Source organism: Allobosea sp. WAO, from assembly GCF_001509835.1.
Taxonomy (GTDB): Bacteria; Pseudomonadota; Alphaproteobacteria; order Rhizobiales; family Beijerinckiaceae; genus Allobosea.
The window spans coordinates 240,491-259,051 of record NZ_JXTJ01000008.1 but is presented as its reverse complement, the minus strand read 5'-3'; the positions used below and the strand labels follow the sequence as shown (position 1 = coordinate 259,051).

The following is an 18,561-nucleotide window of genomic DNA, read 5'->3' as shown; positions in this document are numbered from 1 at the left end:
TCGATGGGTTCGTTGTTGCGCCGCGCCGGGCTCACGCTCGGCGCGGCAGTCATACTCACGGCGTCGCTGGCCATGGCGCAGGCGCCTGCCCCCGCCGAGGAGACGCCCGAGATGTTCCCGGAGGCGCCGCATCGCGAGGAGGCGTTCTACGCCTGCGTCGCCTGTCATAACTTCAAGTTGGTCGCGGCCCAGGGCATGAGCCGCGACAAATGGGACGAGACGCTCGCCTGGATGGTCACCAAGCACAACATGCAGCCAATGGCGGACGAGGACCGCAAGAAGGTGCTCGACTATCTGGAGGCGAGCTTCCCGCCCAAGGCCCCCGCACAGCAGGGCGGCTGGAAGAACCCGTTCCTGCAGTGAGGAACGGGCTCAGGCGAGCTTGAGCGCCACGACGCCGGCGACGACCAGCGCGATACCGAGCCATCCCGCCGGGCGGATAGCCTGGCCGAAGGCGAGCGCGCCGACGACGGCGGTGATCACAAGTCCCGCCCCGCCCCAGACGGCATAGGCGACCGATAGGTCCATGCCGCGGATCGCCTGGGCAAGCGCGCCGAAGGCGCCGACGACGAGGACGACGCCGGCACCGCCGATCAGCCGGCGCTTCAGACCGTCGGAGAGCTTGAGCAGGGCCGTTCCGGCGACCTCGAGCCCGACTGCGAGGACGAGCCAGAGAATGGCGAGACCTTGCGGAGAGAAGGTGGCGCTCATGCCGCCCTCCTCTGCTGGTCATGGCCGACCTCATCATCGCCGGCCTCGTCATGGCCGACGCCGCGCTCGAGCAGCACGATGCCGGCAACGATCATGGCTAGCGCCGCGAGGCGCTCCGGCGTCAGATGTTCGGCGAACAGGACATGGCCGATGACGGCGATGCCGACGATACCGAGCCCTTCCCAGACCGCATAGGCGACCGCCATCGGAATGACGCGCAGCGCCAGGCTGAGGAGAGCGAAGGAAAGACCGATCAGCACAAGCGGCAGAAAGGCCAGGAAGAGCGGCGCTGAAACGAAGACCTTCAGCGCCGACGTAGCGAGAACCTCGACGGCAACCGCCGCGAGCAGGACAATCCAGTGAAAAGACACAGGTCACACAATTGGCGCGGGCCCAAGGCGCCGGCGACGCGGGTGCGACGTCGGCGGGGTGCGCATCGTTGGCGTTTTAAAGACGAAGCAAGAGAGTAGAAGAAACGCTTCGGCTATCACCGAAGGTCAGCACAGCATCTCGCCCAGTTCCCGAAAATTCCGGGGGCGGAAGCCAGAAAATATGTGCTTCTCAGTCGCTCATCGCAGCCCTAAATGCCGGAATCTATGCTTTTTGTCAACGCTTACGCCGTTTTCAGTGATTTCCGGCGTGTTCTCACAGCGATTTCGATACCATGAAAACCGCCGCTATCACCTTGAAGGCCCAAGCGAAAATCGAGCAGCGCTCAACACGGCTCCGAAGCCCCTGCCGGCGGGGTCTGCAGGCACCGAAACGCTCGCGGACGAGCTCAAATCGCTGCACCTTTCGCAGCGGCGGATTAAACCTTCCGAGAGCAATTTGCGCTAGTCGACTGCCGATGCTCGCGCCTCTGGTGCGGGCAGGCGGAGAGGAATGACGAGATGGGCGCTTTCGACGTTCGCGACCTGATCAAGGCGGATTCGGCCGGCCCGACACAGGATGGCACGCCCGCATCCGGCTCCACCCGTGCCTTCCACCCGCTGGCCGAGCGCATCGCCGCCATGCCGGTGAAGCGCACGCTCTCGCCGGTGCTGATCGAAGGGCTGGTGCGGTTGGCCGACATCCTCGTCATCGCCGGCGTCGGCGGCCTGATCTACTGGCTCTACGCCGCCGGCAATGTCGCCAACAGCCTGCCCTATCAGCTGACTGTCCCTCTGGTCGCGATCGGCGCGCTCGCCGCTTTCCAGGCGCTGCACCTCTATCATGTCGGTGCCCTGCGCAACTTCGTCACCATGGCGGTGCGGATCATCGCCGGCTGGACCCTGTTGTTCCTGCTGACGCTGGCGGCGTTCTTCTTCCTCAAGATCGGCGACCAGGTCTCGCGCGTCTGGCTGGCGGGCTTCTATCTCGGCGGCCTCGTCCTGCTCCTGGCCGAGCGGCTGGCGGTGGCACTGATCGTCCTGCGCCTGACCCGGCTCGGGCGGCTGGAGCGGCGGACCGCGATCGTCGGCGGCGGCCCCGCCGGAGAGGAGCTGATCAAGGCGCTGGAAGCTCAGCGCGACACCGGCCTGCGCATCTGCGGTGTCTTCGACGACCGCAATGACGACCGCTCGCCTGATCTCGTCGCCGGTTATCCCAAGCTCGGCACGATCGACGATCTCGTCGAATTCGCCCGCCGCACCAAGCTCGACCTCGTGATCTTCACTCTGCCGATCTCGGCGGAAGCGCGGCTCTTGACCATGCTGCGCAAACTCTGGGTGCTGCCGATCGACATCCGGCTGTCGGCCCACATGTCGAAGCTGCGCTTCCGACCGCGCTCCTATTCCTATATCGGCGCCGTCCCGGTGCTCGATGTCTTCGACCGGCCGATCGCCGACTGGGACATCGTCGTCAAATGGCTGTTCGACAAGATCGTCGGCACGCTGGCACTGATCCTGCTCTCGCCGCTGATGCTGGCGACCGCGATCGCGATCAAGCTCGACTCGAAGGGCCCCATCCTGTTCCGCCAGAAGCGCTACGGCTTCAACAACGAGTTGATCGAGGTGCTGAAATTCCGCTCGCTCTATCACGAGATGAGCGATTTCGCCGCCGCCAAGCAGGTCACCAAGGACGATCCGCGCGTCACCCGTGTCGGCCGCGTCATCCGCAGGACCTCGATCGACGAATTGCCGCAACTGCTGAACGTCGTCTTCAAGGGCAATCTCTCTCTGGTCGGCCCGCGCCCGCATGCGATCCACGCCACCGCCTCAAACCGCGCCTATGAGCAGGTGGTCGACGGCTATTTCGCCCGCCACAAGGTCAAGCCCGGCATCACCGGCTGGGCCCAGATCAATGGCTGGCGCGGCGAAACCGACACCGAGGACAAGATCCAGCGCCGCGTCGAGCACGACCTCTACTACATCGAGAACTGGTCGGTGCTGCTCGACATCTACATCCTCATCAAGACGCCGCTCTCGCTGCTGACCAAGAACGAGAACGCCTATTGAGCGCGCTGGCGCAGGGCGGAGAGGCCGGCGGGCGCCAGTATGGCCGCCTGCAGATTTCCTATGCCGCGATCAAGCGTGGAGCCCTGTGGCTGCTCACGGCCTCGAGCGGCTTCGCCCTGATCGAGCCCTCGCCCTACGAATTCGTCTTTCTGATCGCGCTCTTCGTCTTCACGCTGACCGGTATACGCTTCTCCCAGAAGCTGCTGCCCCTGGCGATCCTGTTGCTGCTCTACAATCTCGGCGGCGTCTTCTCGCTGCTGCCCTGGATGGACGAGGCGCCCTCGGTCCGCTTCACTGCCGTCTCGGTCTATCTGATGCTGACCGCGATCTTCTTCGCCGCGATCATGGCGGAGGATCCGCTCGGGCGCCTCGACACGCTGCGCAAGGGCTATCTCTTCTCCGCCTGGTGCGCCGGCCTTGCCGGCCTGCTCGGCTATTTCGACATCGCCGGGCTGGGCAGCGTGCTCGCCCTCTATGGCCGCGCCTCCGGCACCTTCAAGGACCCGAACGTGCTCGGACCCTTCCTGGTGCTTCCGATCGTCTACGCGCTGCACGCCGTGCTCACCGGGCGGATCGGCCTGGTCAAGGGCTTCCTGCTGATGAGCGTGCCGCTGCTCGCGCTGTTCCTGACCTTCTCGCGCGGTGCCTGGGCCAACCTCGCCGCCGCGACGCTGATGATGACGGCGCTGGCCTTCCTGACCTCTACGAGCAGCGCACAGCGCACCCGCATCGTCTTCCTGACGCTGGTCTCGCTGATGCTGGTCGTCGTCGCGATGCTGATCGCGTTGTCCTTCGAGAACATCCGCAGCGTCTTCGAGGTCCGCGCCAGCCTCGATCAGGACTACGACCAAGGCGTCACCGGCCGCTTCGGCAACCAGCTACGCTCGATCCCGCTCCTGCTCGATTTGCCCAACGGCTTCGGCCCGCTGCGCTTCCGCTGGTACTTCCCGGAAGATCCGCACAATGTCTACATCAACGCCTTCGCCTCCTATGGCTGGCTCGGCGGCTTCTCCTTCCTGGCACTGACCGCCGCGACCTGCATCGCCGGCTGGCGCATCGTGTTCCGCCGCACGCCCTGGCAGGGGCATGCGATCGTGCTCTGGTCGGTGCTGTTCGTCACCATCCTGCAGGGCCTGCAGATCGACACCGACCACTGGCGCCATTTCTACCTGATGCTCGGCCTGGTCTGGGGCCTGGCGGTGATCACGCCGAACCAGCCGCCCCGCACCGATGAGGCTCAGCGCTCCTTGCGGACGACGACGTAGGCGTAGGTCGTCACGGACTCCCAGCCGACCCTGGCCGCCAGCCGGTTGAAGATGTCGTCGGCCTGACGCACGCCCGGCATCCTCTCGAAATAGCCATGCCCCCAGAAGGGCTGGACATGGATGTCGCTGAAACCGGCACGCTTCAGCATCGGCGCGAGCGAGGCGCGGCTGCCGCGACACCAGTCGTAGTAGGCGGGGAACTTCGGGTCATCTCCGCCTTCGCGCCGGGCGGGGAACAGCGCATGCACGATGGCGCGCGATGCCTTCTCAGGCAGCACGTGGTTGAGGGCGAAGACCGGCGCCCAGAGCGTCGGAATGAAGGCGAGGCCGACACCGCCCGGCGCCAGCAGCGCATGAATATTGGTCCAGGCCCGCTCGACGTCGTGGACGTGCTCGAAGACCATGCGCGAGACCATCATGTCGTAGCCGCCGCGTGCGATGTCCGGCTCGGAAAGGTCACCGGCGATGTCGAAACGGGCGGTGCGCAGGCCTTTCGGGGTCAAAGCCAACTCGCCGGCATCGATGTCGTTGACGACGAGATCGAGCCCGTAGCGGCGGGCCTCCTCGGGCGAAAACAGCGGATCACGCCCGCCGCCGACCTCGCAGAGGCGCTTCAGCCCGAACTGATGCGCCAGCGCCAGGATCGTCGCCTCGTAATGGTCCCAGGCCCAGCGCGAATGCCAGTCAGGCGCGAGACCGGCAAAGAAGCTCTCCAGCGAGCCCCTGCCCGACTCGGCCGCGGCGCGCGCAGGGCGTGGTCTGCGGTCGGCCAATGCCATCGACATGACGTTTCTCTCGCGATTGCGAATTCAAGGCGCAACCTTGCGTCCAAGGCGCCGTCGCCGCAATCGAATGATTAACGAATGGTTAAGGCGCCACAGCGTCAAGTGCCGCGCGAGCTTCAGGCTGCCAGCTTGACCTGGTTCCGGCCGGCCGATTTCGCCGCGTAGAGCGCCTCGTCCGCGCGCCGGAGCAGAGCGTTGAAATCCGCGTCATCGGCTCGGGAGATGGCGACGCCGACAGAGACGGTAATCGGGATCTTGACCGCGCCGGCAGCGAAGGGATGCGCCCGGACCGCCGCGCGCAGCCGCTCGGCCGCGGCTTCGACCTGATCGGGCTCGACCCGGTCGAACAGCACCACGAACTCCTCGCCGCCGGTACGCGCCACGAGATCGACATCGCGCGTCGCCGATTTCAGGCGGGCCCCGACATGCTTCAGCGCGATGTCGCCGACATCGTGGCCATGACGGTCGTTGATGGCCTTGAACGAGTCGATGTCGACGACGGCGATCGCGAAGCTCTCATCCCGGGCGCGCGCCGCCTTGAAACGTTCCGTACCAGCCGCGGTGAGCGTGCGCCGGTTCGGCAGGTCGGTGAGATAGTCGGTCGACGCGGCCCGCTCCCATTGCCTGCGGATCCGCTCCGAACACATCAGCACGAAGGCGGTGGTGCCGATCACCGGCAAGATCGCCGCGAGCATGGGCGTGGCGAGGTTCATCCAGCTGGCATCGTCGGCGATGCTGAAATTCGTCGCCATTCCCAGGCTCAGATAGTGCAGCAGACGCACGATGGTGAACAGGAACACGCCGGCGAAGATGGCGAGCAGCATGCGTCGGCTCATCGCGTCGTCGCGACCCGCGCCGCGCTTCAGGATCAGGGCGCTATTGCCCATGAGCACGAGCCAGGCTGGGGAAATGATGATGATCCGGATCTCGGTGTTCGGCTGAATGGCCGAGAACCAGAAGACCCCCAGCGTTCCCAGGACCGCCGGCAAAAGTAGCCAAACGCTCGGCGGGCGCTCGTAGAAGGCATAGAGCGCCCGGCAATAGGCAGTGAGCCCGAGCAGGATCAGGCCGTTGGAGACCGTCACCGACAAGGCCAGCGGCACAAGCGGCTGGATCGCGAACAGCGCGCAACCGCAGGCGACGAGCAGCGTGCCCGACTGCCAGCTACGGGACGCCGGACGCAACGAAACCGGCAGGTCGCCATGCATGAACCCCAGGACCGTACCATTGGCGAGCATCATCAGTGATGCCGCGAAAAAAGCAGTGCTGGAATCCATTTTGGGGAGGGTACCTCCGGCGCCGTGCCTGTCCCGGCGCTCGCACCGATGCGAGCATTCGGCTTCGCTATAGCAGGCCAGTCTTTCCGAGACCTTGTCGCCTTTGCGTCAATCTCCTGCCTTTCCGCAGCTGCGCGAGCACGCGCCTGAGTTTTCGACGCCGCGCTTCACTGGCGCGGCGGTGTCCGGCATCGACGGACGCCCGCGCCCGGGCGGACCGGCAAGGTACGGCAATCAGGCTACCCACCGAAGATTTGCAGAACCCTGCATCTGGCGCGTTGCATCGCGGCGGCAGCGCCTCTATAAGCCGACCCGTCGGAGCGTAGCGCAGCCCGGTTAGCGCACTTGTCTGGGGGACAAGGGGTCGGAGGTTCGAATCCTCTCGCTCCGACCATTTTTCATCCTGTTCGGCCTCGGCCCTCTGGGCGCCCTGCGCTCATGCCAGCCCGCGGCTCGCGAACGAAGCCAGCTCAGGCGGAACAGCCCTTTGCCTGCCTGGCCTGCCGCATCCTCACCGGAGGCACGTGCATGAGCCAAGACCGAACCCGCCGTCCGAGCGATCCTCGCAAGCTTGCCGAGGCCCTGTTCAAGCCGGCGGCGCCCAAGGCGCCTCCCCCGAAGCGGGTCGCCGTTCCCGGCGCGCGGGAAATGGTGACCCTGCGAATCGACCGCGAGGTGCTCGAGCACTTCCAGAGCGGTGGCCCGGGCTGGCAGGACCGAATCAACGCGGTGCTGCGCGAGGCGGCCGGCGTCGGCGGCGGCGATGGCCTGACGCCAGACGAACTCAACTCCTCGAACGACGGCTGAGCCGGAACGACTGCCCGGCAGGAGGCCGGCCGCTCGTTCGCGGGGCTTGAAGGATCAGTCGCGGTTCGGCTCCGACGGACGCCCGGCGATCTCGGCCGGCGTGATCCCCAGGCGCCGGCTACGGCGTACCATCGTCCTGAGCAGGCCGGCGAAGACGATCGTCAAAGGCAGCGCCATCACGGCATTGCCCTCGAAGGCCAGCCAAAGCGCCGTCGCGACGGTCGCGAGCATCGAGACGACGAGGAGAAGCGTGACCATCGCGGAAGGGTGGACCTGGCGCGGGCAGGCCGCAAGCGCCGTGAAGAACGACGGAAGCCACCCGGTCGAGTGAATACCTGCGCTTTGCCCGGAGCGTGGCCGCCGGCCGGCATTCACCGCGGCGAAGGACCTGCGGGAGGTCGTCGCCAGCCCGTTAACGAAAGCCCCGCCGCGGCAATGTTCGGTTAACGCATTTCATTCAAATGCGGTTCAGCGGGTCAACTCTATCTTTATAATGCTGCCCACCAGAGGAGGAGGTTGTCATTATGATCCTGGACTGGCGCAACGGCCTCATGCTCGGCTTCATCGCGGCGGTTTTCGTCGCCTGCCTGTTCGGGCCCTACATGATCTCGGTCATGCTCGGCGGGCTCGGGCTGATGTGCTATCTCTCGAAGCACGCCTGAGCGGGCGCCCGCCGGCCCGACTGCCCTCCTACCCTTAGACTGGACGACGAGCGCGCCTTACGCGGCCTTCGCCCGCTGCCCCGCAAGCCAGTTCTCGAGCAGGCCGACATCCGCCTGGGACAGGCCGTGCCCCGTCGGCAGGACATGATGCTCGACCGCAGCGCCGGCCCTTTCCAGCGTTGCCGCTAGGCCAGCCGCATTCGCCGCCGGAATGATCGGGTCGAGCTTGCCCGAGAGCAGCAGCACAGGCTTGCCCGGAAGCCGCGCCTCCGGCGGCTTCGCGAAAGGCGCCATCGCCCGCAGCAGTGCCGCTCCGGCAAGCACCTCCGGCCGCAGCAAGAGCAGCGCGGCGGCGATGTTGGCGCCATTGGAGAAACCGAGCGTGATCGGCGCCGGCAGCCCGTAGCGCGTGCGCGCCTCGGCGATGAAATCCGCCAACTCATGCGTGCGCCGCGTCAGGTCCGCCTCGTCGAAGACGCCTTCGGCGAGCCGGCGGAAGAAGCGCGGCATGCTGCCCTCCAGCACCTGGCCGCGCGGCGAGAGCAGCGCCGCGCCGGGCAGCACGGCGCGCCCGAGCGGCAGCAGGTCGTTCTCGTCGCCCCCGGTGCCGTGAAGCAACAGCAGCGGAGGCAGGCCGGGCGCCGTCGCCGGCTCGAAGCGGTGGATGAAGGCAGAGGATTCAGCCATGTTTCGTCTCCTTTGATGATCGAGAGCATGTCGGCGCACTGACACGGCGCGCCGATGCGGCTCAGACGAGGGCCGGCAGCGCGGCTTCGATCTCGCCGCGGCGTTTCTCGTATTGCGGCGGCAGCTTGAGTGCGCTGCCGAGGCTTTCGGCAGACTCGTCGGCGGCGAAGCCGGGGGCATCTGTCGCGATCTCGAACAGCACGCCGCCGGGCTCGCGGAAGTAGACCGAGCGGAAGTAGTTGCGGTCGCGCTGTCCGGTGGTGCGCAGTCCGAACCTGTCGGACAGCAGCTTCACCATCCGCGCCTGCTCGGTATCGTCATGGGCGCGGAACGCGACATGGTGGACCGAGCCGCCGCCGAGACGGGCAGGCAGGGAGCCGCGCCCCTCGCGCAGGTCGACGACCCCGCCATGGACGGTGCCGGCAGCCTGCATCCGAACGATGCCATTCTCGCGCCCAACCTCGGCGAAGCTGAAGACCTCGGACAGGATCGCAGCCGTAGGAGCGGTTTCGGCCAGTAGCAGAGTGACCCCGTGGAAGCCGCGGAGCGCGACGGCGCCGGGAATCTCGCCATTGTCCCAGCCCGGTTCGCTCTCACTGCCGGGAACCGCAACGAGCGCAAGGCGCATGCCGTCCGGATCGCGGAAGGCGAGCACCGTCTCGCCGAACCGCGTCTCGGGCGCATCATGCACGACGCCGAGGCTGGAAAAACGCTTCGCCCAATAATCGAGCGCCGCCGGAGGAATGCGGAAGGCGGTCTCCTGCGTTTCGCCGACGCCGAGCCGGCCGGGCGCGACATGCTCCCAGGGGAAGAAGGTCAGGATCGTGCCGGGCGCGCCTTCGGCATCGCCGAAATAGAGATGCCAGGTCGTCGGATCATCGAAATTGACGGTCTTCTTGACCAGACGCAGGCCGAGTACGCGGCTGTAGAAATCGAGATTGCGGCGAGCCGGACCGGCGATGGCGGTGACATGATGGATGCCGTTGATCTGCATGGTCGTCGTCCTTTCGGGCTGCAGAACGCCGCCCTCGTTGACGCCAAGATGGTGATCGCGCCCGTCCTGACCAGTCAGATTTCATTGCATTGACGCAATATTATCATCGTTGAATTGATATTTGAATTGCACACCGGCGGCGCGCATCTTTCTCCGCAGAACGACCCCGCCTTTCCTCTCGACCTTCGGAGAACCATTATGATCGACACCCGTCTCGCCCCTTATGGCGCCCTCGGTCTGCGCGTTGCGCTCGGCCTGATGTTCATCGCCCACGCCTATCTCAAGCTCGCCATCTTCACCGTTCCGGGCTTCGCCGGTTTCCTCGGCCAGCTCGGCCTGCCGGGCTTCCTGGCCTGGCCGATCATCCTGGCCGAGCTCGTCGGCGGCCTCGCCATCCTGACCGGCTTCTATGGGCGCTATGTCTCGCTGGCGCTGCTACCGGTCCTGCTCGGCGCCCTCGCCGTCCACGCCCCGAATGGCTGGCTCTTCACGGCCCCGAACGGCGGCTGGGAGTATCCCGCCTTCCTCGCGCTGACCGCCTTCGCGCATGTGCTGATCGGCGACGGTGCCTTTGCCCTGCGCTCCGGCCCGCTCCCGGGCTCGCGCCAGGCTGCCCTTGCCTGAGCCGCCGATTTCCGGCTGAACGGGCGGAGGGTTGCTGCAACCCGCCGCCCGCACCATTTTAGGGGCACCCGTTCACGAGCGCCCTGCCCCCCGGAGCCGACGCCTTGCCGAACCCGCCCTACACTGTCGCCTGGGACGATTTCCGCCTGATCAAGGCCATTGCCGATGCGCGCAGTCTGCCGGCTGCGGCCGAGCTGATCGGCCTCAATCATTCGACGGTGTTTCGCCGTCTCGGCCAGATCGAGGAGGCGCTCGGCACGCGCCTGTTCGAGCGTCATCGCAGCGGCTATGTGACGACGCCGGCCGGCGAGGAGATGGCGGCTCTGGCGGAGCGGCTCGACCACGACATAGCCGGCTTCACCCGCCGCCTCGCCGGACGCGAGATCGTCCCCGCCGGCGAATTGCGCGTCACCACCAATGATTCCCTCCTGGTCGAGCTGCTGACGCCGCTGTTCGGCGCCTTCATGCGGCAATGCCCGGACATTCGGCTCGATGTCCTGCTCGGCAACCAGGCGCTCAACCTCAGCAAGCGCGATGCGGATGTCGCGATCCGCGCCACCGACACGCCGCCCGAGAACCTGGTCGGCCGGCGCGCCGCACGGATCGGTTGGGCGCTCTACGGGCGCGGGGCCGATTTCCCGGCGGGACCGCCTGCAGACCAGGGCACGCTGGCGCAGCGACGCTGGGTCTCGCTCAACGACCAGTTCGGTGCCTTCAAGGTCGTCCAGTACGTGCAGAAGCACATCGAGCCCGACCGCGTCGTCTACAAGCTGAACACGGTGCTGGGACTGGCCGAGGCTGTCGAGGCCGGGATCGGGATCGGCTTCCTGCCCTGCTTCATCGGCGACAAGCGGCCGGGATTGAAGCGTCTCGGCCCGCCCCAGGCCGGCTATGCCGCCGATCTATGGCTGCTTACCCATCCGGACCTGCGCCAGGCGCCGCGCGTGCGGCTGTTTCTCGACTTCATGGCAAGCGAGCTGGTCCGCCTGCGGCCCTTGATCGAGGGCGTGGCCGAGCCCGTGATCGAGCAGGGCGAGGACATCCAGGCTTCAGCGGCGAGCTGACCGGCGTCGCGGCTCACGACGCGCAGACGAGGCGCCCGCGCATTTGAGGTTTCCTTCGGCTCGAAGCCCGCTCTAGACTGAGCCCATGGAAATCGCGATCCCCCTCATCATGGGCCTGACGCTGATCTGGCTGATCGGCCGCGGCACGCCCTGGAACGCCAAGTTGATGACGCTCGTGGTGACGCTCGCCGTGATCGTCCTGATCCTGCTGCTCGAGCGCAGCGGCTTCTGGCCCGACGCCTTCCAGCGCTGAGGCGGGAGCCGCCCTGCTGGAGCATCAGGTCTTCCGAAAGCCGCAATCCCCTTTTCGGGCCGATGCTCTATCCGACCAGCTTCAGTCCGACGATCCCCGCAACGATCAGGCCGATGCAAAGCAGGCGCAGCACGGTCGCTGGCTCACCGAACAGGATGATGCCGAGCACCGCCGTCCCGACCGTGCCGATTCCGGTCCAGATCGCATAGGCGGTACCGAGCGGCAGGCTCTTCAGAGCGAGGCCGAGCAGGCCGAGGCTGACCGCCATGCTGGCGACCGTCAGCACGGTCGGGACCAGCCGCGTGAAGCCGTGCGTATATTTCAGCCCGATCGCCCAGCCGATTTCGAAGAGGCCGGCGAAGAAGAGATAGGTCCAGGCCATGAGGCCCTCCTTTCCGGCAGCTGGGCCAGTTCACGCGTGAAAAAGGAGAGCGGCACCACCATCGACGACGGATGGCCTGCGCAACAAGGGCCCGCTGGCGAGCTCAGGCTTCCTCGACCGCCCCGGAGCTCAGCGCTGCGCGGAGCAGGCGTCGGCATTCGGCGAGCTCGTGCAGCGTCGCCTTGAGGAAGGCAAGCTCGTCGTCGCCAAAGGCAGCCGGCTGAGGCGCCTGCGAAAGGGAGGAGAGCAGCGCCTTGGCGGCGAAGCCAGGCTCGCCAGCGGGCGCCTGATGCGCCGGATTGTGCCGTGCCGCTTCGGCAGGTCCGGCCGCGACCGTGGCAGGCCGGGCTGCGGCGCCGGGCTGGGGCGCGATCTCGGCCCCGCGGCCGATCGCCTGGACGTGGCGCGGCCCCTGCTCCTTGAGGATCCGCTGCAGGCCCTTGATGGTGTAGCCTTCGCCGTAGAGCAGGCGGCGGATGCCCTTGAGCAGGGCGACATCGTCAGGGCGGTAATAGCGCCGGCCGCCGCCGCGCTTCAGCGGCTTGATCTGGGCGAAACGCGTCTCCCAGAAGCGGAGCACATGCTGGGGTATGTCGAGGTCTTCGGCGACCTCGCTGATGGTTCGGAAAGCGTCTGGGCTCTTGGTGTCCAATTCGGCCTCGGTATCGCCGTTGTGGAACTCCAGGCTCACTCGTCTTCACCCTCGCCGTTCTGCCCGTTGATCCGGGCCTTCATCACGTTCGAGGGCTTGAAAACCATGACGCGACGCGGCTCGATCGGAACTTCTACGCCAGTTTTGGGATTACGCCCGATTCGCTCGCCCTTGTCGCGTACGACGAACGAGCCGAACGAAGAAAGTTTGACATTCTCGCCGCGCGCCACGGCGTCGCAGATCTCGTCGAGGACCGCTTCGACGAGCTTGGACGACTCCGTCCGCGACAGGCCGATCTTCTGATAGACCGCCTCGCAAAGGTCCGCGCGCGTCACAGTTTGCCCTGCCATCAGCTCCCTCCAAGGCGTTATAGAGCAGCCACTACCCTGTCGAAGCATCCCCTACCAGAAACGGCGGACGCCAGAGCCAGCCACTTTCGGATGAACACGCGGAGCGCTCCGATCCGAAAGCTGCGTTCGACTCTCAACCAAGTGTCGGCGCGGGACAGATCCAGATGACCGGCTCCGCTTTCGCCTTCTGCTCTAGGCGCCAAGCCAATTTCGGTCAATCCTCGCGCCGCACGCACAGGTTGAAATGGCAAGAATCTGCGGCGATAACCGCCAAAAAAGTCGATAAATCGAAGTAACTTAGCGTGAGGGCCTGAAGCGCCGTCACCAGCGGATCAGCGCCGAACCCCAGGTAAAGCCGCCACCCATCGCCTCGATCAGCACGAGTTGGCCCCGCTTGATGCGCCCGTCCGCATGCGCCTCGGCCAAGGCGAGCGGGATCGAGGCGGCTGAGGTGTTGCCATGCCGATCGACGGTGATGACGACCCGGTCCTCGCCGATGCCGAGCTTGTGGGCGGTGGCGTCGATGATGCGGCGGTTGGCCTGATGCGGCACGAACCAGTCGATATCGTCGCCGGAGAGCCCGGTCTCCTCGAAGGTGTGGCGCACGGTCTCGGCGAGATTGACCACCGCGTGCTTGAAGACCTCGCGGCCCTCCATGCGCAGGAAGCCCACGGTCTTGGTCGAGCCGGGCCCGCCATCGACATAGAGCTTGTTGGCATAGCGCCCATCGGAGCGGATATGGGTGGTGAGCACGCCGCGATCCGCCAGCGTTCCGGTCCCGGGCTCGGCCGTCAGAACGACGGCGCCGGCGCCATCGCCGAAGAGGACGCAGGTGGTGCGGTCCTCCCAGTCGAGGATGCGCGAGAACGTCTCGGCTCCGATGACCAGCGCGGCCTTGGCAGCCCCGCTCGTCAGGAACTTGTCGGCGGTGGCAAGGCCGAAGACGAAGCCGGAACAGACGGCCTGCAGATCGAAAGCTGCGCCATGGCTGATTCCGAGGGCAGCCTGGATTTGCGTCGCGGTTGCCGGGAAGGTGTTGTCCGGCGTCGCCGTCGCGACGATGATCAGGTCGATCTCGCTCGCATCCATGCCGGCATCGGCGAGAGCCGCCTGCGCCGCCTTCAGCCCCAGCGTCGCCGTGGTTTCGCCCTCGGCCGCGATACGGCGCTCGCGTATGCCCGTGCGCTGCACGATCCACTCGTCGGTGGTGTCGACCTTCTTCGCCAGATCGGCGTTGCTGACGATCTGCGCCGGCAAATAGGAGCCGGAGCCGCGCAGGACGGATCGCAGGATGGACAAAGGAGCGTCTCTCTTCCCTATTCGCCGATGGCCGGCTGCATGCTCTTAGGGCTCGCATCCGGGCGCGCGGTCGACGCGACCATCTCGCGCACCTTCGCCATCAGGTTCTCTCGCGCCATCTCGTAGCCCATTTCGGCGGCACTGGCGAACCCGATAGCATCTGTGCCGCCATGGCTCTTGATCACGATGCCTTCCAGGCCAAGGAAGACGCCGCCATTGACCTTGCGCGGGTCCATCTTGTCCTTCAGCGCCGAGAAGGCGCCGCGTGCGAAGAGGTAGCCGATCTTCGACATCAGCGAGCGGCCCATCGCGGCGCGCAGATATTCGCCGATCTGCCGGGCCGTGCCCTCGGCGGTCTTCAGCGCGATATTGCCGGTGAAGCCTTCGGTGACGACGACATCGACCGTGCCCTTGCCGAGATCGTCGCCCTCGACGAAGCCTTGATAGTCGAGATGGGCGAGATTGCTCTCGCGCAGGATGCGGCCGGCCTCCTTGACCGCCTCGACGCCCTTGATCTCCTCGACGCCGACATTGAGCAGGCCGACGCTCGGGCGATCGATGTCGAAGACGACGCGCGCCATCGCCGCGCCCATCACGGCGAGGTCGACGAGGTGCTGCGCATCGGCGCCGATGGTCGCGCCGACATCGAGCACCACGCTCTCGCCGCGCACCGTCGGCCACAGGCAGGCGATCGCCGGGCGGTCGACCTGCGGCATCGACTTCAGGCAGAACTTGGACATCGCCATCAGTGCGCCGGTGTTGCCGGCCGAGATAGTGACGTCGGCCTCGCCGGTCTTGGTCGCGTCGATGGCGCGCCACATAGAGGATTTGTAGCGGCCATAGCGCAACGCTTGGCTCGGCTTGTCGTCCATCTTCACGGAGACGTCCGTGTGATGGAAGACCGTCGCGGCCTTGAGCTTCGGGTGGGCGTCGAGCAACGGCTCGACCTGCGCCTGATCGCCGAAGATCACGAATTTCGCGTCGGGGCGGCGTTCCAGAGTGAGGGCGGCACCGGGGATGACGATGGATGGACCATGGTCGCCGCCCATCGCATCGAGCGCGAGTGTAACCGGACGTGTCATGAGGAGGCGATCAATTCCAGGGGCGGCGCCCCTGGCTGGAGCGGCTCGACGCGGCCGGGACAATAGCGAGTTGAACGCCCGCCGCAAGAAAAAGCCGCGACCATGGCCAGCATCATTCCCCGCCCTTGAGGCGCGCCAGCGCCGCGAAGGGCGATTCGGGCGCCGCTTCGGCCTCGCCCTGCTCGAAATTCACGCCGGGCTTGCGCGGATAGGGATCGAGCGCCAGCGCCAGGAATTCGAGGGTGATCGCGCCGAGATCGATGACGCCGTCGACGATCGGCTCCGGCGGATCCTCCTCATTGAGCAGGACCTCGATGTCGATCTCGCCCTCGCCGGTATCGCCGGCCGACAAGGCAGCTAGCTCGGCCTCCGGCACGAAATCGAGCTTCACCGGCGCCCTGAGCGAAACGGGGAACGCCTCGAGCGTGACGATGCAGGTCTGGTGCAGCGCTGCGGTGATCTTGCCTTCGAGCTTGACCCGGTCGCCATTGCGCGACAGCGAATAGCTCGCCGTCAGCGCCTCCAGCGAAGCGACGCCGAGATGGCGCGCGATCGCGGCGAAGTCAGGCTGGGCCGCCGCGATCTCGAACGCCATCGGCCGCAGCGTGATCGTCTCGACGCGAACGGGATGGCGCAGCGGCAACGCGTCCTTGCTGGCAGAACTCATTTCGTCAGGCTGCTCTCAAACTTGGGAAAAATCGGGTCGGCAGTAAGAATACCGTCGAGATCGAGGGTGGCCAAGTGTGCCGCAACGGCATGGGCGTGGCGGGCAAGCGTCTCGGCATCGGCCTGCGGCGAGACGTTCCGGCCAAGCGCGGCCGCAAGCGCACCCGGCTCATCCGATGCGAACGCCTCTTCATAGGCACCGATCCGGCCATAGAAGCTGCGGCCGATCTTCTTCATGCGCTTCGGCACAGAGACGTCGCCGACGCCGCCCTGGCGGAAACCGAGCTCGAGATAGCTGAAACTGGCATCGACGAGGTCCTGGGCTACTCCCGCCGCCGGCTCAGGCAGTTCGCGCAGCCGCCGCAAGACCAGGAAGGCATGCAGCGTCAACGCCTCGAAGCGCCCTTCGAAATCGTCGGGCACGCGCCCTTCGAGATAGAGTGCTGGCTCCCGCGACGCAGCGACGATGCGCCCGAGCAAGGCGTTGACCGGCGCCATCCGGTCGGGTCTCTTGCCGAACAGACCGAAAATCACAGCCGCCACCCCACCGATTGCGCTCGCCTTGCCAAAGCCATGCTCGGGCGTTACGCCAAGCATACCCCTCATGACAAGCGCGGCCTCGCTGTCGCGTGCCTCCCGTTGGACCTTCCCCGCATGACCGCTCCGACCCGCCGCACTGTCCTGATCGGCTCGCTCGCCGCCATGTTGCCGCTCGCCGCCTGCAGCGGCGGCAGCCACGGCTTCCGCGTTCCGACTTCAGCCGGCCTGAACGAAGAATTCACGCGCGGCTTCGTCATGGATGACGAGCTGATCGCCAAGGTCCGGCCCGGCATGGACGTGCAGACGGTGCTGACCACGCTCGGCACGCCTTCGACGACCTCGACGGTCGGCAACCGCACCTTCTACTACATCAGCCAGACTGTGCGCCGCCGCTTCCAGTTCCAGGATTTCACGGTGATCGACCAGCGCGTGCTGGTGATCTATTTCAACAAGGCCTTCAAGGTCGAGCGCATCGCCAATTACGGCCTTCAGGACGGCGTGATCTTCGACTTCATCAGCCGCACCACCCCCGCCGGCGGCGAGGAGCAGAGCTTCCTGCGCAACCTGTTCCGCGGGGTGACCAAGTTCAACCCGCTCGGCTCCTGAGGACATCCTAGGCGACGAAACGAAAAAGCCCTGCGGCACAGCCGCAGGGCTTTTTCGTTCTCTACACTCCACCGCTCAGCGAGCAGGCCGCTTTCGGTCCGGCAGCGTCATGGCGAACACCCCGAGAATGACCAAGGCGAGCCCGGCCCAGGCGGTCGAGCTCAAGCGTTCGCCAAGGAAAAGAACGCCGATGGCGACGCCGGTCGGCACGCGCAGATAAGCGACCGAGGTCGCACCAACCGTACCGAGCCGGTCGATCAGCCGGAAATAGATGATGAAGGCGAGCGCGGTCGAGAACACCGACAGCGCCAGGAGCGCCTGTATCGACGCGCTGGAAGGCGAAAGCGTCCAGGGCCGGTCGATGAGCAGGCTGAAGGGAATCAGGATTGCGGCACCGCAGATCAGCGAGCCGGCGGCCGGCATGATCGGGTCGAGCCCCTTGAAATTGCGCCCGAACAGCGCTGCGCCGCCATAGCAGCCCGCCGCTGCGACGAGAGCGAGTTGGGCCCAGAGCTCGCGGCCGAAGCCCGACAGCGCCTCGACGCCGATGATCAGGCAGACCCCGAGCATGCCGGCAGCGACGCCGAAGAGCTTGCGGCCGGCGGCCGCCTCGGCGCGGAAGAGCAGCAGGCTGAGCAGGAAAGCGAAGATCGGCGAGCCTGCGTTCAGGATCGCCGCAAGGCCGGCCTCGACGCTGGTCTCGGCCCAGGCGATCAGCGTGAAGGGAACGGCGCTGTTGAGGCAGGCCTGAATCAGGAAGCGCCGCCAGATCACCGGGTCACGCGGCAGGGCAAGTCCACGCCAGCGAATGACGAGCAGCAACAGCGCGCCGGCGATCAGGGTGCGCGCCGCGATCAACGTGACCGGCGGGATCGTTTCGACGCCGATCCTGATGAAGCTGTAGGAGGCCCCCCACAGCGTCGCCAGCAGGAGGAGCGAGGCGAAGTCCGTTGCATGTCCGGAACGTGCGGGGGCTGAGGCGGCTGGGGCGGTCATCGGGTCCTCCTTGGATGGGCGGACCATGACAGCTTGCAGCGCGTCGGTCGTGCTGGAACGCTACGGTCCTGGCCGTACTGCCAGGAACGACTGCGATCTCACCGCAGTAGCGCGAGCACGACGACCAGCGCCCCGAGCCAGAAGACCAAGCCATACCAGCCGGCCATGGTCGCCTCGAGCTGGTGGGATCCGTCGGCGTCGCGCGCGAAGCCGAACCAGTTGTGCCGCCGCGGCTCGGCTCGGAGGGCCTGCACGCGAACGCGCCCGAATGTCAGAATCGGGACGAGCAGGCGCGCGGTCGTGTAGCCGAGCGCATCCAGGAGGATGCTGCCGATCAGGTCGATCAAGTCGCGGCTCCGAAACCGATTCAAGCGGCTGAGTTTCTGAATCTCAGCCGCCCTCCAAACCGTTCACAACACAACAA

At 66.3% G+C, this 18,561-nt stretch carries 25 protein-coding genes and 1 tRNA gene; 10 read left to right on the top strand and 16 right to left on the bottom strand.

What is annotated here, in order from left to right; genetic code table 11:
• Nucleotides 1-3: 3 nt before the first annotated feature.
• Nucleotides 4-363 (top strand): hypothetical protein, encoded by a 360-nt coding sequence (locus DK26_RS16125; RefSeq protein WP_248309993.1) that lies wholly within the window; start codon nucleotides 4-6, stop codon nucleotides 361-363.
• Between the two features lie 9 nt (nucleotides 364-372).
• On the opposite strand, the gene DK26_RS16120 is transcribed toward DK26_RS16125, so the two are convergent.
• Both DK26_RS16120 and DK26_RS16115 read right to left on the bottom strand, forming a co-directional pair.
• Nucleotides 373-711: an SMR family transporter gene (locus tag DK26_RS16120; RefSeq protein WP_066474545.1), complete on the bottom strand. Its 339-nt coding sequence runs from the start codon at nucleotides 709-711 to the stop codon at nucleotides 373-375.
• Nucleotides 708-1,082, bottom strand: coding sequence for an SMR family transporter (locus tag DK26_RS16115; RefSeq protein WP_066474544.1), 375 nt, complete (start codon nucleotides 1,080-1,082; stop codon nucleotides 708-710). Before DK26_RS16115 ends, DK26_RS16120 begins: the two co-directional genes overlap by 4 nt.
• Nucleotides 1,083-1,601: 519 nt before the next feature.
• Here DK26_RS16115 and DK26_RS16110 point away from each other — a divergent pair.
• The gene (locus tag DK26_RS16110; RefSeq protein ID WP_066474542.1) at nucleotides 1,602-3,146 is read left to right on the top strand and encodes an undecaprenyl-phosphate glucose phosphotransferase; all 1,545 of its coding nucleotides are present in this window, start codon (nucleotides 1,602-1,604) and stop codon (nucleotides 3,144-3,146) included.
• Complete coding sequence (locus DK26_RS16105; RefSeq protein ID WP_066474541.1) at nucleotides 3,143-4,411, top strand: O-antigen ligase family protein; 1,269 nt, start codon at nucleotides 3,143-3,145, stop codon at nucleotides 4,409-4,411. The genes DK26_RS16110 and DK26_RS16105 overlap by 4 nt, the downstream gene beginning before the upstream one ends.
• Here DK26_RS16105 and DK26_RS16100 read toward each other — a convergent pair.
• Entirely contained in the window at nucleotides 4,384-5,196 is an 813-nt protein-coding gene (locus DK26_RS16100; protein ID WP_066474538.1) for a methyltransferase domain-containing protein, read from the bottom strand. The two genes, DK26_RS16105 and DK26_RS16100, sit on opposite strands and share 28 nt — an antisense overlap.
• 116 nt (nucleotides 5,197-5,312) lie before the next feature.
• Nucleotides 5,313-6,437 (bottom strand): GGDEF domain-containing protein, encoded by a 1,125-nt coding sequence (locus tag DK26_RS16095; RefSeq protein ID WP_198162343.1) that lies wholly within the window; start codon nucleotides 6,435-6,437, stop codon nucleotides 5,313-5,315.
• A 352-nt stretch (nucleotides 6,438-6,789) separates the two neighbouring features.
• Between DK26_RS16095 and DK26_RS16090 the strand changes: the two genes are divergently transcribed.
• Nucleotides 6,790-6,867: transfer RNA gene (locus DK26_RS16090), tRNA-Pro, on the top strand.
• Nucleotides 6,868-7,001: 134 nt separating this feature from the next.
• Nucleotides 7,002-7,280 (top strand): BrnA antitoxin family protein, encoded by a 279-nt coding sequence (locus tag DK26_RS16085; protein WP_066474533.1) that lies wholly within the window; start codon nucleotides 7,002-7,004, stop codon nucleotides 7,278-7,280.
• A 54-nt stretch (nucleotides 7,281-7,334) separates the two neighbouring features.
• Here DK26_RS16085 and DK26_RS16080 read toward each other — a convergent pair whose 3' ends face one another.
• Entirely contained in the window at nucleotides 7,335-7,538 is a 204-nt protein-coding gene (locus DK26_RS16080) for a hypothetical protein (RefSeq protein ID WP_066474530.1), read from the bottom strand.
• Between the two features lie 266 nt (nucleotides 7,539-7,804).
• Between DK26_RS16080 and DK26_RS29070 the strand changes: the two genes are divergently transcribed.
• Nucleotides 7,805-7,942, top strand: a complete 138-nt coding sequence (locus DK26_RS29070; RefSeq protein WP_157089686.1) for a hypothetical protein — start codon at nucleotides 7,805-7,807, stop codon at nucleotides 7,940-7,942.
• 57 nt (nucleotides 7,943-7,999) lie between these two features.
• Here the strand turns inward: DK26_RS29070 and DK26_RS16075 are convergent, their stop codons facing one another.
• Both DK26_RS16075 and DK26_RS16070 read right to left on the bottom strand, forming a co-directional pair.
• On the bottom strand, nucleotides 8,000-8,629 hold the full coding sequence (locus DK26_RS16075) for an alpha/beta hydrolase (RefSeq protein ID WP_066474526.1): 630 nt from the start codon (nucleotides 8,627-8,629) through the stop codon (nucleotides 8,000-8,002).
• Between the two features lie 61 nt (nucleotides 8,630-8,690).
• Entirely contained in the window at nucleotides 8,691-9,623 is a 933-nt protein-coding gene (locus tag DK26_RS16070) for a ring-cleaving dioxygenase (protein ID WP_066474523.1), read from the bottom strand.
• A gap of 198 nt (nucleotides 9,624-9,821) precedes the next feature.
• Between DK26_RS16070 and DK26_RS16065 the strand changes: the two genes are divergently transcribed.
• The 3 genes from DK26_RS16065 to DK26_RS29065 all read left to right on the top strand — a co-directional run bounded on the left by DK26_RS16065 (nucleotide 9,822) and on the right by DK26_RS29065 (nucleotide 11,564).
• Nucleotides 9,822-10,247, top strand: a complete 426-nt coding sequence (locus tag DK26_RS16065; RefSeq protein WP_066474521.1) for a DoxX family protein — start codon at nucleotides 9,822-9,824, stop codon at nucleotides 10,245-10,247.
• Nucleotides 10,248-10,351: 104 nt separating this feature from the next.
• Nucleotides 10,352-11,311, top strand: a complete 960-nt coding sequence (locus DK26_RS16060; RefSeq protein ID WP_066474519.1) for a LysR family transcriptional regulator — start codon at nucleotides 10,352-10,354, stop codon at nucleotides 11,309-11,311.
• Nucleotides 11,312-11,396: 85 nt separating this feature from the next.
• Nucleotides 11,397-11,564, top strand: coding sequence for a hypothetical protein (locus DK26_RS29065; protein ID WP_157089685.1), 168 nt, complete (start codon nucleotides 11,397-11,399; stop codon nucleotides 11,562-11,564).
• A 67-nt stretch (nucleotides 11,565-11,631) separates the two neighbouring features.
• Here the strand turns inward: DK26_RS29065 and sugE are convergent, their stop codons facing one another.
• The 7 genes from sugE to DK26_RS16025 form a co-directional block, all read right to left on the bottom strand.
• Entirely contained in the window at nucleotides 11,632-11,946 is a 315-nt protein-coding gene (gene sugE / locus DK26_RS16055; protein WP_066474517.1) for a quaternary ammonium compound efflux SMR transporter SugE, read from the bottom strand.
• Nucleotides 11,947-12,049: 103 nt separating this feature from the next.
• Entirely contained in the window at nucleotides 12,050-12,598 is a 549-nt protein-coding gene (locus DK26_RS16050) for a MerR family transcriptional regulator (protein WP_066475538.1), read from the bottom strand.
• Between the two features lie 35 nt (nucleotides 12,599-12,633).
• The gene (locus DK26_RS16045) at nucleotides 12,634-12,948 is read right to left on the bottom strand and encodes an integration host factor subunit alpha (protein WP_066474510.1); all 315 of its coding nucleotides are present in this window, start codon (nucleotides 12,946-12,948) and stop codon (nucleotides 12,634-12,636) included.
• 321 nt (nucleotides 12,949-13,269) lie between these two features.
• Nucleotides 13,270-14,247 (bottom strand): beta-ketoacyl-ACP synthase III, encoded by a 978-nt coding sequence (locus DK26_RS16040; RefSeq protein WP_066474508.1) that lies wholly within the window; start codon nucleotides 14,245-14,247, stop codon nucleotides 13,270-13,272.
• Between the two features lie 17 nt (nucleotides 14,248-14,264).
• Nucleotides 14,265-15,329, bottom strand: coding sequence for a phosphate acyltransferase PlsX (gene plsX, locus DK26_RS16035; protein WP_066474506.1), 1,065 nt, complete (start codon nucleotides 15,327-15,329; stop codon nucleotides 14,265-14,267).
• A gap of 112 nt (nucleotides 15,330-15,441) precedes the next feature.
• Nucleotides 15,442-15,996, bottom strand: coding sequence for a DUF177 domain-containing protein (locus DK26_RS16030; RefSeq protein WP_066474503.1), 555 nt, complete (start codon nucleotides 15,994-15,996; stop codon nucleotides 15,442-15,444).
• Nucleotides 15,993-16,733 carry a ubiquinol-cytochrome C chaperone family protein gene (locus DK26_RS16025; RefSeq protein WP_248309992.1) on the bottom strand — a complete coding sequence of 247 codons (741 nt, stop codon included), beginning with the start codon at nucleotides 16,731-16,733 and terminating at the stop codon, nucleotides 15,993-15,995. The genes DK26_RS16030 and DK26_RS16025 overlap by 4 nt, the downstream gene beginning before the upstream one ends.
• Before the next feature lie 57 nt (nucleotides 16,734-16,790).
• Between DK26_RS16025 and bamE the strand changes: the two genes are divergently transcribed.
• Nucleotides 16,791-17,141 carry an outer membrane protein assembly factor BamE gene (gene bamE / locus DK26_RS16020; RefSeq protein WP_066475535.1) on the top strand — a complete coding sequence of 117 codons (351 nt, stop codon included), beginning with the start codon at nucleotides 16,791-16,793 and terminating at the stop codon, nucleotides 17,139-17,141.
• Nucleotides 17,142-17,216: 75 nt separating this feature from the next.
• Here bamE and DK26_RS16015 read toward each other — a convergent pair whose 3' ends face one another.
• Both DK26_RS16015 and DK26_RS16010 read right to left on the bottom strand, forming a co-directional pair.
• The gene (locus tag DK26_RS16015) at nucleotides 17,217-18,137 is read right to left on the bottom strand and encodes an EamA family transporter (protein ID WP_066474498.1); all 921 of its coding nucleotides are present in this window, start codon (nucleotides 18,135-18,137) and stop codon (nucleotides 17,217-17,219) included.
• A gap of 98 nt (nucleotides 18,138-18,235) precedes the next feature.
• Nucleotides 18,236-18,484 (bottom strand): hypothetical protein, encoded by a 249-nt coding sequence (locus DK26_RS16010; protein WP_066474495.1) that lies wholly within the window; start codon nucleotides 18,482-18,484, stop codon nucleotides 18,236-18,238.
• Nucleotides 18,485-18,561: the final 77 nt, after the last annotated feature.